The sequence below is a fragment of the Bacillus sp. FSL M8-0256 genome (assembly GCF_038005765.1).
In the GTDB taxonomy this organism is placed as follows: domain Bacteria; phylum Bacillota; class Bacilli; order Bacillales; family Bacillaceae; genus Bacillus; species Bacillus safensis.
On the sequence record NZ_JBBOTU010000001.1, the window covers coordinates 1,711,208 to 1,726,164 of the forward strand.

Annotated in this window: 16 protein-coding genes; 15 read left to right on the forward strand and 1 reads right to left on the reverse strand. The window is 36.8% G+C overall.

Annotated elements, in window-relative coordinates; genetic code table 11:
• Positions 1-20: 20 nt before the first annotated feature.
• The 8 genes from NSQ76_RS08630 (at position 21) to NSQ76_RS08665 (ending at position 8,510) form a co-directional block, all read left to right on the forward strand.
• Positions 21-2,126 carry a glycoside hydrolase family 48 protein gene (locus NSQ76_RS08630; RefSeq protein WP_341053349.1) on the forward strand — a complete coding sequence of 702 codons (2,106 nt, stop codon included), beginning with the start codon at positions 21-23 and terminating at the stop codon, positions 2,124-2,126.
• A gap of 81 nt (positions 2,127-2,207) precedes the next feature.
• A complete protein-coding gene (locus NSQ76_RS08635) occupies positions 2,208-3,437 on the forward strand; it encodes an endo-1,4-beta-xylanase (protein WP_341053351.1) in 1,230 nt (409 codons plus the stop codon).
• 24 nt (positions 3,438-3,461) lie between these two features.
• Entirely contained in the window at positions 3,462-4,595 is a 1,134-nt protein-coding gene (locus NSQ76_RS08640; RefSeq protein WP_135031768.1) for a glycoside hydrolase 5 family protein, read from the forward strand.
• Between the two features lie 318 nt (positions 4,596-4,913).
• Entirely contained in the window at positions 4,914-5,507 is a 594-nt protein-coding gene (locus NSQ76_RS08645; RefSeq protein WP_135031766.1) for a hypothetical protein, read from the forward strand.
• Complete coding sequence (locus tag NSQ76_RS08650) at positions 5,500-5,793, forward strand: winged helix-turn-helix domain-containing protein (RefSeq protein WP_135031763.1); 294 nt, start codon at positions 5,500-5,502, stop codon at positions 5,791-5,793. The genes NSQ76_RS08645 and NSQ76_RS08650 overlap by 8 nt, the downstream gene beginning before the upstream one ends.
• A gap of 21 nt (positions 5,794-5,814) precedes the next feature.
• Positions 5,815-6,708, forward strand: coding sequence for an ABC transporter ATP-binding protein (locus NSQ76_RS08655; protein ID WP_133743808.1), 894 nt, complete (start codon positions 5,815-5,817; stop codon positions 6,706-6,708).
• Positions 6,709-6,942: 234 nt separating this feature from the next.
• Positions 6,943-7,713: an ABC transporter permease gene (locus NSQ76_RS08660; RefSeq protein WP_227001718.1), complete on the forward strand. Its 771-nt coding sequence runs from the start codon at positions 6,943-6,945 to the stop codon at positions 7,711-7,713.
• Between the two features lie 77 nt (positions 7,714-7,790).
• The gene (locus NSQ76_RS08665) at positions 7,791-8,510 is read left to right on the forward strand and encodes a pentapeptide repeat-containing protein (RefSeq protein ID WP_034623599.1); all 720 of its coding nucleotides are present in this window, start codon (positions 7,791-7,793) and stop codon (positions 8,508-8,510) included.
• 225 nt (positions 8,511-8,735) lie between these two features.
• Here the strand turns inward: NSQ76_RS08665 and NSQ76_RS08670 are convergent, their stop codons facing one another.
• Positions 8,736-8,861, reverse strand: coding sequence for a plantazolicin family TOMM peptide (locus NSQ76_RS08670; protein ID WP_080701195.1), 126 nt, complete (start codon positions 8,859-8,861; stop codon positions 8,736-8,738).
• 427 nt (positions 8,862-9,288) lie between these two features.
• Between NSQ76_RS08670 and NSQ76_RS08675 the strand changes: the two genes are divergently transcribed.
• From NSQ76_RS08675 to NSQ76_RS08705, 7 genes are read left to right on the forward strand one after another with little or no spacing between them, the layout of a single operon-like run.
• Positions 9,289-9,996 (forward strand): protein involved in maturation, encoded by a 708-nt coding sequence (locus NSQ76_RS08675; RefSeq protein WP_034623597.1) that lies wholly within the window; start codon positions 9,289-9,291, stop codon positions 9,994-9,996.
• 13 nt (positions 9,997-10,009) lie between these two features.
• Entirely contained in the window at positions 10,010-10,990 is a 981-nt protein-coding gene (locus tag NSQ76_RS08680) for a TOMM precursor leader peptide-binding protein (RefSeq protein ID WP_341053359.1), read from the forward strand.
• A 2-nt stretch (positions 10,991-10,992) separates the two neighbouring features.
• Positions 10,993-12,339 (forward strand): YcaO-like family protein, encoded by a 1,347-nt coding sequence (locus tag NSQ76_RS08685; protein WP_285708332.1) that lies wholly within the window; start codon positions 10,993-10,995, stop codon positions 12,337-12,339.
• Positions 12,340-12,363: 24 nt separating this feature from the next.
• The gene (locus tag NSQ76_RS08690) at positions 12,364-13,173 is read left to right on the forward strand and encodes a SagB/ThcOx family dehydrogenase (RefSeq protein WP_111927386.1); all 810 of its coding nucleotides are present in this window, start codon (positions 12,364-12,366) and stop codon (positions 13,171-13,173) included.
• A gap of 4 nt (positions 13,174-13,177) precedes the next feature.
• Complete coding sequence (locus NSQ76_RS08695; RefSeq protein WP_341053365.1) at positions 13,178-13,852, forward strand: CPBP family intramembrane glutamic endopeptidase; 675 nt, start codon at positions 13,178-13,180, stop codon at positions 13,850-13,852.
• Positions 13,853-13,878: 26 nt separating this feature from the next.
• A complete protein-coding gene (locus NSQ76_RS08700) occupies positions 13,879-14,073 on the forward strand; it encodes a hypothetical protein (protein ID WP_341053367.1) in 195 nt (64 codons plus the stop codon).
• 2 nt (positions 14,074-14,075) lie between these two features.
• Entirely contained in the window at positions 14,076-14,684 is a 609-nt protein-coding gene (locus NSQ76_RS08705; protein WP_341055771.1) for a class I SAM-dependent methyltransferase, read from the forward strand.
• Positions 14,685-14,957 lie beyond the last annotated feature (273 nt).

The window sequence follows — 14,957 nt, forward strand, 5'->3', positions numbered from 1 at the left end:
TTATTGAAAGGGTGAAGGACTTGTCAAACAAAGAACGGTTTTTAACGCTTTATCATCAAATCAAAAGCGATGCGAATGGATATTTTTCACCAGAAGGAATTCCGTATCATTCAATCGAGACACTCATTTGCGAAGCACCTGATTATGGGCATATGACAACTTCAGAAGCATATAGCTATTGGCTGTGGCTTGAGGTGCTGTACGGACATTACACAGGGGACTGGAGCAAATTAGAGGCAGCTTGGGACAATATGGAGAAGTACATCATCCCAGTCAATGAAGATGGAAATGATGAGCAGCCGCATATGAACGCTTACAATCAGTCCAGCCCAGCCACATACGCAGCAGAGAAACCATTTCCGGATCAATACCCAAGCCAGTTGACCGGTGCTCGTCCTGCTGGTCAAGATCCAATTGATAGTGAATTGAAATCAACCTATGGGACGAATGAAACGTATTTAATGCACTGGCTCCTTGACGTAGATAACTGGTATGGCTATGGCAACTTGCTCAACCCATCACATACAGCCGCCTATGTGAACACATTCCAGCGTGGTCCGCAAGAATCTGTATGGGAGTCCATCCCTCATCCATCACAGGACGATAAATCTTTTGGTAAGCCGAATGAAGGCTTTATGAGTTTGTTCACAAAAGAAAATCAAGCTCCAGCTGCCCAGTGGCGCTATACGAATGCGACGGATGCTGATGCGCGCGCGATACAAGCGATGTATTGGGCAAAGGAGCTCGGCTATAATCGGTCAGCTTATCTTGATAAAGCGAAAAAAATGGGGGATTTCCTCCGTTACGGTATGTACGATAAATATTTTCAAACGATTGGAAGCGGGAAGCAGGGGAATCCGTATCCTGGAAACGGAAAGGGTGCCTGTCATTACTTAATGGCATGGTATACCTCTTGGGGCGGAGGACTTGGGGAGTATGCAAACTGGTCATGGCGTATCGGAGCGAGCCATTGTCATCAGGGATATCAAAATCCTGTCGCTGCTTATGCTTTATCCTCAGATAAAGGAGGCTTAAAGCCATCTTCAGCAACAGGGGCAAGCGATTGGGAAAAAACACTAAAGAGACAGCTTGAATTTTACGTATGGCTTCAATCGAAAGAAGGAGCCATAGCAGGAGGCGCAACCAATAGCTGGAATGGAGACTATAGCGCTTATCCAGCAGGAAGAAGTACTTTTTATGATATGGCATATGAAGATGCACCTGTTTACCTTGACCCGCCTTCAAATAACTGGTTTGGAATGCAGGCGTGGCCAATGGAGCGCGTAGCAGAGCTTTATTATATTTTTGTAAAAGATGGCGACAAAACATCTGAAAATGTCCAAATGGCCAAATCTGTCATAACAAAATGGGTCAGCTATGCTTTAGATTACATTTTTATTGGCAGCCGTCCTGTGTCAGATGAAGAGGGTTATTTCTTAGATGAACAAGGACAGAGAATTCTAGGAGGAACGAATGTTTCGGTTGCTACAACAAGTGCGCCTGGAGAGTTTTGGCTTCCTGGAAATATTGCTTGGAGCGGACAGCCTGATACTTGGAATGGGTTCCAGTCTGCAACAGGAAATCCAAATTTAACAGCTGTAACTAAAGATCCGACTCAGGATACGGGCGTATTAGGAAGTCTAGCCAAAGCTTTGATATTCTTTGCTGCAGCCACAAAGCAGGAAACAGGTGATTATACAGCGCTTGGTGCAAGAGCGAAAGATGCAGCCGCGCAGCTCCTAGAGGTTGCATGGAATTACAATGATGGCGTCGGCATAGTGACAGAGGAAGATAGAGAAGACTATGACCGTTTCTTTAGAAAAGAAGTGTATTTCCCAAATGGATGGAACGGGACATTTGGTCAAGGAAATCAGATTCCTGGAGCCAGCACCATTCCTTCTGACCCGCAACGAGGAGGGAATGGGGTCTATACGAGTTTTGCTGATCTTCGTCCGAAGATTAAACAAGATCCAGCATGGTCTTCACTCGAAAGTAAATATCAGTCTTCATTTAATGAAGCTACAGGCAAATGGGAGAATGGCGCACCAGTTTTCACTTATCACCGCTTCTGGTCTCAAGTGGATATGGCCACTGCCTATGCTGAATACCATCGTCTGATCAACTAAGAGGTTAAAAGCAAGCTGCCGGCTTCTAGCCGGCAGTTTGAATAGGTAATATGAATCCAATGAAGATAAGGGTGATTTCACATGGTCAAAGAAAGAAGCTTTCTTCATCATTCATTCAATAGAGGCGAAAATGGGCAGGAAAATCTGATGTGGAAAAAAGAGGCGGATGATCGAATCTCAGAGCATAGACAAAGAGATCTTGTGATCAACGTGACAAACGGCGAAAAAAAGCCAATAGCAGGTGTAGAGGTTGAAATAAAGCAAATCAGACATGAATTCGCCTTTGGTTCAGCGATGAATGATCAAGTGTTATTTAATCAACAATATGCTGATTTTTTCGTGAAGCATTTTAATTGGGCTGTTTTTGAAAATGAAGCAAAATGGTATGCGAATGAGCCAGAAAGAGGGAAAATCACCTACGAAAAAGCAGATGCGATGCTGAATTTTGCAGATCGACATCAGCTTCCAGTGAGGGGGCACGCTTTATTTTGGGAGGTAGAGGATGCGAATCCAAGCTGGCTAAGGTCACTGCCGAATCACGAAGTATATGAAGCCATGAAAAACCGGCTTGAGCATGCGGGCAATCACTTTAAGGGAAGGTTCCGGCATTGGGATGTAAACAATGAAATGATGCATGGTTCATTTTTTAAAGATCGCTTTGGGAAAAATATTTGGAAGTGGATGTATGAAGAAACGAAAAAAATTGACCCTCAAGCACTATTGTTTGTGAATGATTATAATGTGATCTCTTATGGTGAACACCATGCCTATAAAGCGCATATCAATGAACTGCGTCAGTTAGGCGCACCTATTGAGGCGATTGGGGTTCAAGGCCATTTTGAAGAACGGGTCGATCCAGTCATTGTCAAAGAGAGGCTCGATGTGCTGGCTGAGCTTGGTCTTCCAATATGGGTCACAGAGTACGACTCTGTTCACCCTGACCCTAATAGAAGAGCGGATAACCTGGAAGCTTTATATCGCGTCGCATTTAGTCATCCAGCCGTAAAAGGAGTGCTGATGTGGGGATTTTGGGCAGGTGCCCATTGGAGAGGTGAACATGCAGCCATCGTGAATTATGATTGGTCTTTAAATGAAGCAGGACGACGTTATGAAAAGCTTCTAAATGAGTGGACGACCCAAAGAGTTGAAAAAACCGATGCTAATGGCCATGTGAAATGTCCAGCATTTCACGGAACATATGAGATTCGAATCGGTAAAAAAAATAAAATGCTCAAACAGCAGACGATTGAACTTGATTCAAATGAACAAACACCGTTTCAACTAGACGTAATCCTGCCTCAAGAAGGATAGAGATAGATTGTGAGGAGAATGTAAATGAAAAAGTGGGCTCAAAGAGTGTCTTGCTTCATACTTATAGCCGCTATATGGTCTGGCTGGTTTTCGCTTACGATGAAGGCAGCCGCTTATGTGCAGACGTCTGGTACACAATTTACGCTGAACAATCAACCATTTTACTTCGCCGGCACAAATAATTACTATTTCCATTACAAATCTAAAAAAATGGTAGATGCTGTGTTCGATGATATGAAAGCAATGAATTTAAAGGTCATACGGATTTGGGGCTTTCACGACGGGGCTCCTCAAGAAAACTCAGTCTTACAATCTAGTCCAGGCGTCTATGAAGAATCTGGTTTTCAAAAACTAGATTATGCGATTTATAAAGCAGGACAGGAAGGAATAAAGCTTGTGATCCCACTAGTGAACAATTGGGATGACTTTGGCGGTATGAATCAATATGTGAAGTGGTTCGGGGCAGGATCGCATGATGCCTTCTATACAGATCCTCGTATTCAAAAAGCTTACAAAAATTATGTGCGCTATGTATTAGAAAGAACCAATACGTATACAGGTGTTCAATATAAAGACGATCCAGCTATTATGACTTGGGAATTAGCCAACGAGCCGCGGATGCAGTCAGATCCAACGGGAAATGTACTAGTCAAATGGGCAGATGAAATGAGTACATGGATCAAATCGCTGGATCGTCACCATCTTGTTGCAGTAGGAGATGAAGGATTCTTTCGCATACCAGGACATGAAGATTGGTTTTACGGAGGAGGAGAAGGCGTCGATTGGGACCGTTTAACATCTCTTCCTAATATCGATTATGGAACCTATCATCTGTACCCAGATCACTGGAGCAAGTCTGCTGCCTGGGGAGTGAAATGGATCGAAGACCATATCACCCGCGGGAAGTCAATCGGAAAGCCAGTTGTGCTAGAAGAGTTTGGCTATCAAAATCAATCAGCTCGTCCTGACGTATATCAGAGCTGGCTGTCAGCGGTAGAGCGGCTCGGAGGGGCTGGCAGTCAATTTTGGATTTTAACAAGCATTCAGGACGATGACTCGCTCTATCCGGATTATGACGGTTTCCGCATTATAAAAGGAAGCAGGGAGGCAGCACTTATTAGTGAACATGCGAAAAAAATGAATGAAAAGAATCGATGACAAATGCCTGCTGAATAAGGAACTGTTTATATAGCTCACTCCAATTAGTAGTTCTTACTTTCCAAATAGAAAATTTAAAATGCTTGTTTATCACTTTTTCTATATTTTAAAATATGAAGCGGTTTGAGACCAACCATTGAATAAGGTTTTCAGAAACGATCAAGAAGCAGAAGGTATTTGGAGATTCGTTAGGAAGGAGGTGGTTATATCTAGTTTTTATTTTAATTCATAAAAAAGGTATTTCCAATAACTTGACTAAATGGAAATTTAATTCTATACTCTGTAGTACAGAGTTCTTTGTGGAAGAGGAGTTTATTTATGCCTAATGAAAAATTCAATAATTCAGAAATATTAGAGAATTTATCTCATATCAAGACGATTACAAACTATAAAACAGAGTATTGCAAACAAACCAGTATTTATTTTATCATTTGGGGCCTCATTTGGATAATGGGATATTCAATACCTTTACTTTTTGCTAATTCAATAACTGCAGGTGTCTTTTGGCTTATTTTAGGCATTGCGGGCTGGGTTATCACTTTAACTACATATTTTAAACAAAAGAAAATGATACCAATGCCCTTGTTTTTAAGAACTCAATTACAATACACATGGCTTGGTCTTGGAATTATTTTAGGTATCTTTATTTTTTTAATATGTGTTGGTTTATTACCATATACATTAAGTAATTTACCCTTTTATGTTGTTTTATTGGTTTCTATCATGTATTTACTCTTAGGTATTGTTCTGGCTAAAGAGATCTTTATTATGGGGTTCTGGCTAAGTGTTTTAGGTGTAACTACATTTTTATTATTTCCTAGTTTAATGAACATTATCTTCGCTTTTATTGGTGGAGGAAGTTTGTTATTAACTGGTGTGATTTTAAAAAGAAAAGGACAAGGAAATGAGTAATGTCAATAGTTTAAATGATTTAATCCATCCAAAAGTTCGGTTAGGGATTATGAGTTTACTAATGATTTATGAAAAATGTGATTTTAGCTTCTTAAAAGCCTCTTTATCTGTAACAGACGGTAATTTGGGCTCGCATTTAAAAAAATTAGAGGATGCAGGCTATGTGCTAATTACAAAGACATTTGTGGATAAAAAACCAAAAACAATCGTTAGTATAACAAATTTAGGAGAGCACGCCTACAAAGAATATTTGAGTGTTATTGAAGCCATTTTAAAAAATAAATGACATGGAAGGAAAGAGTGCCGAATGTTGAAAATAGAAAACGTCAGTAAAAAATACGGGACTACCCAAGCGTTAAAAAGTATTACATTAACAATTCCTGAAGGAGTTTGTTATGGATTAATAGGTCCAAATGGTTCTGGTAAATCAACCTTGATGAAAATTATATCTCACATCATTAAATCTTATGAAGGCAGAGTTGAGCATGTTGGTGAGTCTAAGAGTGCGCTCGGCTACATCCCGCAAGACATCAGCTTAGAGGAAAAATTAACAGCTAAAGTAAATATGGAGTTTTTTGGACAAATTTATGGTTTGAAAGGGAAAACATTAGAAGAAAGAGTAGAAAAAACACTAAAAGATGTAGGATTGTGGGAAAGAGCAAATGATATAGTTGAAAGCTTTTCAGGAGGAATGAAACGTCGTTTGAATATTGGCTGCGCTCTAATGCATGCTCCTAAGTTAATTCTTTTAGATGAACCGACAGTGGGGGTAGATCCTCAATCAAGACGCTATATTTTCGACATCATTAACAAATTGAAGGAAGAGGGAAGAACTATTATCTATGTTAGTCATTATATGGAGGAAATAGAGAGTTTATGTGATTATGTGGCTTTCATTGATAAAGGGAACATTGTTGAAGAAGGCAAAATAGATGAGCTTTTGAATCGCTACGCAGAAACATCTGTCTTTTTTGAATCTATGATTCCTAATAAAACATTAACTAGTCTCGGGTATGATTTTGTTACTCATCAAGGTGGAGTGTTAGTTAAAACTACAAAACCATTAGATACTTTAGAAGATTTGGCTAAACTGAGTAAAAAGGAATCACTCGTTCCCCAACAATTATCTTTGTACAGACCGAGACTTGAAGATGTCTTTTTTCAATTAACAGGAACAGATTTACGGGATCAATTACAATAAAATGTCTTTATGAATGAAAAGCACTCTCGTATTTTTTTCAATTAAAATAACTTAAAAGAGTAACTGATGTAGAAAGAGCATAAATCTAACGAACAGAATTAATTTGTGTGTACCGTGATTTAAAATCATACGTAATTAGTCAACATTATGTGACTAATTCTAATTCGTCACATCCACAAATGGTAAAATAAATAAAAAATGTGATTATTTAAGATTTATATAGAAGGGAATCAAATGAATATAACGGGAGTGATTTTTATGTGGCCATTAGTCCGCATCGAATCTATAAAACAGGTGAAAGATCGATCATTGTTGTTCTGGACCATTTTATTACCAGTTGCTTCAATTATTCTTTTAATAGAATTATTTACATCAGGTAGTTCTCAAGCACAAAAAACATTAGTTGCTTCTCAATCAGTGACAGGGATGAGCGTGTTTTTCTCCACATTTGTCATTATTTCAATTGTCATTAGTTTTGTAAAAGATCGTGAGAAAGGAATTGTGGCAAGGCTAGCAAGTACTCCTTTACAGCCGCATCATTTTTTTCTTGGAAAGTGCGTTCCATTTTTTATCATTATCTTATTTCAAGTTTTGTTGTTAACCATTTTAGGGGTTTATTTATATGGTATTGAAATAACACAATACAGCTCGTATTTCTTAGTAGTTGTCCTATTATCAATGCAAGTGACTTCATGGGGAGTTGCCATCGCCGCATTTGCTAAAACTGAGAATACAGGCTTAGTAATGACGAACATGATTGCTTTAGGGACAGCAGTTGCTTGTGGCTTATGGACTCCATTTGATCAATTACCTAGTTATCTCAAAATAATTGGTATGCTCTTCCCGCAGTATTGGGCACATCAAGGCTTAGTGCAATCAGTATCAACACTACCAGGGGGAGAGAATTTGATCTTAGTAACAGCAGTCCTTATAGGCTATACACTGTTAGGGTTTATTCTTTCGTTGGTTGGCTATAAAAAATATATAAAGCGAGCAAGAGGCTAGTCTCTAAAAATTTCAGCTAAATGTTATGCACCGCAAAATCAATGCTTGTATGCTGTCTGAAAAAAAGGAGTGAGTCAATGTTAAGTGAAGAGTTAGAACTGTATGTTGAAAGTTGTTTTCGGCCATATAAAAAAGACAAAACATATGAAGAAAAGAAAAAAGAATTATTAGAGCTGCTTGGAAATGTTAAATTAAAACTCGAAAATGATGGATTAAAAGATGCAGAGGTTCAGGATATGCTTATTGAAAAGCTGAAATCAGGCGAAATAAGCATTGATAATCATACATTAGTAATTGATGATCATAACCGCGTAGAGCATGTGAAAAAAATATTTGTTAATGCTGATTTAGATTGGTTAACGTTTATAAATGTTAAATATAAGTTATGCGATTTTAAGGGGCTATCGATTGTACAAAAAGTAATGAGCCATTCAGATTTTAATGGGTGCTATCTGAGAAAAGTTAATATTAGCCATTCTAAAATTTCCTCATCTACCTTTGAAAAGAGTGATTTGACTCAATCTCATTTTGAACATTGTGAGATAACGAATTCATCCTTATATGGCTGTCATTTACCCAACATTAGTATTGATGAATCATCTTTAATAAATGTTTTATTTGAAAATTGTTATTTTAAAAACATTTCTTTTGAGAATTCTAAATTAATCAATATTAATTTTAAATCATGTACGATTAAAAAATTAAACTTTATTGGAGTGACAATGGATAAAATGACTTATCATATTTTAGAAGGAGAAGGGGCAGATTTAAGCGGTGTGGAAGTAATCGATATTTAATACATTGGGGGCTATTGAGAAAAATCTCAATAGCCTTTTTTTGTTTTATTCACTATCTCTTGCTGTCCCATTAACATGATATGGATGCAAGGTTTTCGTTAAGCAAAATAAATGTGGAAACTTCTATTTTCAAATGAAAAATGCCCACCCACCTAGCTAAGTCTGCTTCGCTAGGTAGGTGGGCGAGCGATCTTTTCAATGATATGTCGAAAAAACTAAAGTTGATTAGAAAGTTGAAGAACTTGAGATGATTGTTGTGCAAGTGCAGCGCGCAGCCATTGGTTCGAATAAATGTTGACCTTCCCCATGTACCTTAGCAGCCAAAGCAGTTGGGATTGTAATTTTAGTCATCTTTAGACCTCCTTAGTTAAAATTTATCAACATAGATATGTAGTTGATATATTACATATGATGGTTCATAAGTCTTTATTTGTCAATATCTCAGTGTGAAAGTTTTATATTTTCTGAAAAGTCCGTTGATACCACTGAAAAAATGTGGTTTAATATGACTATGGAAAATAATACTATATTTAAAATTTAATGTATTTTGAGGTTTTATATGGTCTTTATGTTATTTTTGGATTAAAGGTTGGTGTTAATTTGAATCAAATGTTTTGGGTATTTAGATATTAAGTTAATTAAATGTATGAAAAAAGTTGAGGTTACTATGTTATGAAGAACTCAAATAGAAGATTACTATTTCTATTATAAGTTTGATTAATTTAGATTTTCACCATTCACTGATAATCAGGAAAGAGAAAAGAGGGAGGGGATCTTTATGAGTATTCATTATGTCGGGATTAGAGAACCAATAAAAGCCTATTTAGAGAAGATGAAAGTTGAGTATGAAGACTATCCTGTTCAAATAATTGATTTGGGCGGGGCTGTTAGTTATGACAAAGAATTCTTTATAAATAATACTGATTTTCAAACGGAAACGATTATTTTATCTAATAGAAGGCATACTGTCGAGGATGAACTAGGTTCTCTTGAAAGTGAATTATTGAAAATCTATCAGAATAGCATACTTTATAGGACTTCACCGCTTGATATTAATATAGAACTTTATAGAGGATGGGCAGGTGCTACTGGTAAATTAATAACTGCATTTTCTCCCGAGGGAGTTAATTGGATCAATACAAAAGATGTTGTAAAGGCATGTTTGATCCCTAAACAGGATGTTAGGAATCGCGCTGGAAAGGCATATGATTTAACAGGACCAGAGTTAGTAAGTATGAGTAGGCTGAAGGATATTTTTGAAGAGGATTTAAACATGAAAATTGAATTGTATTGTAAAAGTAAAGAAGAGGTCATATCAATTTTGTCCCAGAACAATATGCCTTTAGACGTATTAGAATGGTTAGCCGAATTTCAAGAAGCTTCTTCTTCAAAACATTTACAGCCATTTACGAACACGCTGGAACAAATAATTGGTCACCCCCCAAATCGGGCACAATTATCTAAAATACAAATTAATTATTCTTAAGGAGGAATAATATATGTTTGTCAAAGACCAAGAAATGACGAGGTATAAATTAGCACCACACATTACGCTAGGTATACTAGAAGACAGTTTGATTGGTTTAAAAGCGCAAACTGTCACCAAAATTGAAGGTGACGGAATTATTGAATTTATTCAAGAAATTTCTGATTATCTTACGGAAGATAATGGGGTTTCCATTAAAGAGCTGGAGGAGAATTTCGAAGTAGAGAGTGATCAATTAAAACATGTCCTCGAATTTTTAGTTGCGAACGGAATGTGTGTTAAGACGGATATGACCTTTGATTTAACTGCGCTTTTGTCTTATGAAAGAGCCGGTGGACAAGTATTGGTTGAAGATATACTAGATCGTTTAAAAACAGGGATTGTTGAAGTTATTACGCGAGATCATAACCCAGTTGCTGCTGAATTTATTCGTCATTTGCAAGAGGCAGGGCTACATGTAGTGCTTAAAGGAGAATTAAATAAGCAGCCAGATATCAGGGTTGCTATCGGCAACTCTCATTTAGATCCGATTTTTGAAGAAATAAATGATCTGGCATTAGAAGACCATATCCCTTGGTTAAGCATTGTGCCATATGATGGACAGACATCTTGGGTAGGTCCATTTTTCTTGCCACATCAATCAGCTTGTTTACATTGCTATAACCTTCGAAAATCAGCAAATTTTTCTGACGAAGTATTGCGATCAGACTTAATGAAAATAAAACCTATAAATCCTGAAAAGAAACCGGTTTATCATATGCCGATTAATTTAGTTCAAATCGGAATTGCAAGTAATTTAATTTTAGAATGGCTCACACTAAAAGATTACGCACCAAGTGCAACACCAGGTGGATTTACAACAATTAATTTAGATGATAAAGGTGTCTCATGTAATCATCATCGTGTTTATCGAGTTCCTAGATGCCCAAAGTGTTCCCCAGCTGCAGATACAGGTTTTCCTCAAGTTTGGTTTCATGGTGAGGTGAATAATTAATTATGGCTAATAAATGGACAACGTTAGAAGAGTCATGGGAAATACTCGACCAATTGGCAGATCCTTATGTTGGGATAGTCCGTAGAGAGTATAGAAAACTCAGAGACGTTGATGATATATGGGGTCATTCATATGGAGCGCATGGTACAGACAGCAATATTTTATTTGGAGTACCATCTAATTCATATAATGGGGGAGGATCTGCTAATCCAGCTGCAGCCAGATTAGCAGCTATAGGTGAAACGGTGGAAAGATATAGTGCCGCTTATTTACCTTTAAACTCTGATGTTGTATGTTTTGGTACTCAAAAGGACTTAATCAATGAAGGCAAATCAGTAATTGGCTTTGATAAGTGGGAGATGTATGCTGTCACTCAATATGAAGACCCGAATTTTCCTCATGATAGATGGAATGAAGATACAAAATTATGGTGGAGAAAAGGTCATATTGCTGAAAATAATGAAGAAGTTTGGACGCCTGCTCAATTAATTTATATTGCAAACTATACTGAGTGGCCAGGAGACCCCAATATTGGTCATGCAACTAGTAATGGACTAGCTTGTGGTATTACATATCAAGAAGCTGCAATCTCAGGTTTATTTGAAACAATTGAAAGAGATGCATTTATGCTTACTTGGTACAATAAGTTAAGTTTACCGCAGATCGATATTAATACCTCACCTAGATTAAAACACTTCTATGAAAGATATATTAAACCTACTTCTCTTGATTTGCATTTAGTAGACATGAGCATTTTTTCTGGTGTTCCTACTATTTTGGCAGTGATAAGAAATCCTCATACAGATTTAGCTCCATTTGCTATTGGCGCGGCCTCTGCTCATTCAATTGAAAGAGCATGTGAGAAAGCTGCAATAGAGGGAATGTATACAAGAACTTGGGTAAAAACAGAACAACGATTAGGGAACGCCTTAGTGGATGTAGATTATCATCGAGATATTAACAGTTTTGAAGATCATATTAAACTCTATGCGGGAACAGCTATTGTGAAAGAAGCTGATTTTTTAACAGCGAGTGAGAAATTAGTGGACGTTAAAGACTATGCACCGTTTGATGATCGTTCTCCAGACATTTTATGGACTAACCTTGTCAGTCATTTATCAAAACAAGGATATCATGTAGCAACTTTTGATTTAACCAGCCCTGATATAAAAGATGCTGGTGCCTATGTTGTAAAATCAATTATTCCTGGATATAAACCGATTGACGTTCTTTATAGAGGTAGAATGTTGGGCGGAGAACGTATTTTAAAACATTCTTATCATTTAGGTTTAGTAGATAAACCTTTTAAGTTAGAAGAACTGAATCCAATTCCGCATCCATTTCCTTAATATCGTAGAAAGGTGATTAAATATATGAATAGTATTGAAAGACATGCTACTAATTTGGCTGATGTTGTGTATGGAAACGAAGCATTACGGTTTGATGATCCTTCTGAAAATTGGTTTGAGGCAACAAAAATCTATAGGGGTTCAATGGCATGGGACGCACCTGGTGTTGCAGGGCTGCTACGATCTCAAACTTTGCAAAAGATTGCTACACATGCAAGTAAAAGATTTGATGACCTACCTTTAATTTTACTGCCTAAACCATTAAATACAAATATAACTTTAGATGATGTCATTAAGGAACGAAGAAGTGCAGATTATTTTAGCGGGGGGAGTGTTTCATTAGAACAACTCTCAACAGTTTTACAGAAGAGTTATGGATTGGTAGAGCGTAAAGAAGGACCTAGACGCCCTATACCATCTGGCGGGGCACTTTATCCTCTAGATCTATTTATTGTAGCCAACAAAGTGGATTCTTTAGACAAAGGTATTTATCATTTCGATCCGTATAGAAAAGGATTGACCAAAATGGGTGATTACTCTGAAAAAGAATTTGAGAAAATAATGTTACAAGAAGAATCCGTTCAAGATTTTGCATTTGCTGTAGTCATTTCAGCTAATTTTTGGCGTTCTCGATTTAAGTATGGACATCGTTCTTATCGCTTCGTTTTTATGGAGGCAGGACATGTCATGCAAAATATGATTTTGCTATCTACTGCACAGAAGATTAATAGCCGACCATTCGGAGGGTTTATCGATGATGAGTTAATGGAACTGATCGGTGGATTTAATGGAGTAGATGATGCCCCAATTTATACATTGATTGCGGGTACTTAAATAGATGATTTCAACGGTAGCAGCTTTAGGGATCCTCATTCACTTTTTGGGTCCCTTAAGCTCTAAAATGGTGATCAAAATCAAGAGAGATAAACCAATATCCGATCGAAAGTTAATAACATATATCACTCCTCAGAGGAGCTATGATGGATTCACGATTATCGGAGCTTCTATATGCTGTGGAGCATTTTCTCAAGAGCTCTTAGTTGAAATTTCTAATAATAAAAATGTGTATGGTGTTTTATTCTTCTTTTTATTAGGTGTCCTATTACCGTCAGTTCTATGGAAATTAAAAAACAAAGTTGTTGCATTTAGAGGCAGATATGTTGTCAATGTTGATTCAATCTTTTTTCTTCCATTAACGGCTCTATCAGAAGAATTGATTTGGCGGTTCTTTCTTCCGTTATTATTACTAACGAATTCTGTGGAGTCTGTAGCTGTATCGATCTGTATTAGTTCAATAGGATTTATCTTGCTGCATATACCAATAGGCGGTGTTAAGTCTATTGCTTATATGTCGCTTTTTACATTAATCACAGTTATTTCATACTTAACATTTGGTATTCTAGCAGCGATAGCATTTCATATTTCACATAATCTGTTCATTCATTTTTTTCAACCTCGCAAAATAAAGAACTTCAAAACGAAACCTCCCGTATTATCTGAAACTGATTGGTGAGACTTTTTATAAAGGTGGTAAACCCTGTGATAATACAAGAAAAGATGAAAGAGCTTAAAGGGAAAAGAGCTCTGGCGCAGTCATGGTTTTTGGATTCAGAAAAAAGAAAAATAAGTTCAAATTATGATAATCGAGAAACGCCATTTACTCGATGTCTATCAGCTGAAACTTTCATTTCTTATTATCAACTAACATTCAAAAAAACCCTGCCTCTATTTTAGATATAGGATGTGGACAAGGGCAGATGCTTGAGTATTTATCTAAGCAATTACCTCAAGCTGATTTGACTGGAATTGATTCATCTGAAGAAGCCATACATTGTGCAAATCAATTGAATTTAAAAGCTAATTTTATTTGTACAGATATCAAAAATTTTTCATCACATGCGAAAAGTTATGATGCGATTTTAATACATCTGTGTTTTGGGCTATTTGAAGATCCTTTAGCATTATTAGAACAGTTACTTCCTTATTTATCAAATGAATCTATTATTTATATAGTTGATTTAAATCGAGATAGTATAGAAAGTGGATTGAGTTCAGTTGAGAACAAAGAAGAAGAACTGTATTTATATGATCAATATCACGCCTCATTGACATTATCTGAGTTCGAGCAGTTACTCACCTATATGACCAAAACTAGAAAAGATATGATGTATAAGATTGGTACTTCTATAATTGGAGGGTTTAGCCCATTTAGTATGGAATTTTTATCGTTAATAGGAAATGAAAATTTACAACAAACGTTAAGGCAGGTTCCAGATGAATATAGCAATTCAGCACAGAAGACACCTTTACTTTTACATGCATGGCTGATTAAACAGTCTGGATAAATTCATTCCATATAAACATGGTTCTTTCTCATGTATAATATGAAGGTTATCCGTTCAGTCTCCGCCTGCTCTTCGGGGAGTTCAATATGAATGATCTTTACATTGCTATTCCCTAAAAATTAGAACGCGGTTATCTGAAGTGAGTGACAAAGGCAAAGTGCTTATTTCTTTAACGTTAAAGTACTTATCCATTAGGGGGGATGAAAAATTTGAAAGTGAAGGCTGTTTACTGATACACTCTTTGCTTCTATATAAATAACCATACTGTGTCAT

Bases quoted from the DNA above. Each gene is read 5' to 3' on its own strand.
- NSQ76_RS08635 (WP_341053351.1), top strand. From the start codon at position 2,208: ATGGTCAAAGAAAGAAGCTTTCTTCATCATTCATTCAATAGAGGCGAA.
- NSQ76_RS08640 (WP_135031768.1), top strand. From the start codon at position 3,462: ATGAAAAAGTGGGCTCAAAGAGTGTCTTGCTTCATACTTATAGCCGCT.
- NSQ76_RS08645 (WP_135031766.1), top strand. From the start codon at position 4,914: ATGCCTAATGAAAAATTCAATAATTCAGAAATATTAGAGAATTTATCT.
- NSQ76_RS08650 (WP_135031763.1), top strand. From the start codon at position 5,500: ATGAGTAATGTCAATAGTTTAAATGATTTAATCCATCCAAAAGTTCGG.
- NSQ76_RS08655 (WP_133743808.1), top strand. From the start codon at position 5,815: ATGTTGAAAATAGAAAACGTCAGTAAAAAATACGGGACTACCCAAGCG.
- NSQ76_RS08660 (WP_227001718.1), top strand. From the start codon at position 6,943: ATGAATATAACGGGAGTGATTTTTATGTGGCCATTAGTCCGCATCGAA.
- NSQ76_RS08665 (WP_034623599.1), top strand. From the start codon at position 7,791: ATGTTAAGTGAAGAGTTAGAACTGTATGTTGAAAGTTGTTTTCGGCCA.
- NSQ76_RS08670 (WP_080701195.1), bottom strand. From the start codon at position 8,861: ATGACTAAAATTACAATCCCAACTGCTTTGGCTGCTAAGGTACATGGG.
- NSQ76_RS08675 (WP_034623597.1), top strand. From the start codon at position 9,289: ATGAGTATTCATTATGTCGGGATTAGAGAACCAATAAAAGCCTATTTA.
- NSQ76_RS08680 (WP_341053359.1), top strand. From the start codon at position 10,010: ATGTTTGTCAAAGACCAAGAAATGACGAGGTATAAATTAGCACCACAC.
- NSQ76_RS08685 (WP_285708332.1), top strand. From the start codon at position 10,993: ATGGCTAATAAATGGACAACGTTAGAAGAGTCATGGGAAATACTCGAC.
- NSQ76_RS08690 (WP_111927386.1), top strand. From the start codon at position 12,364: ATGAATAGTATTGAAAGACATGCTACTAATTTGGCTGATGTTGTGTAT.
- NSQ76_RS08695 (WP_341053365.1), top strand. From the start codon at position 13,178: ATGATTTCAACGGTAGCAGCTTTAGGGATCCTCATTCACTTTTTGGGT.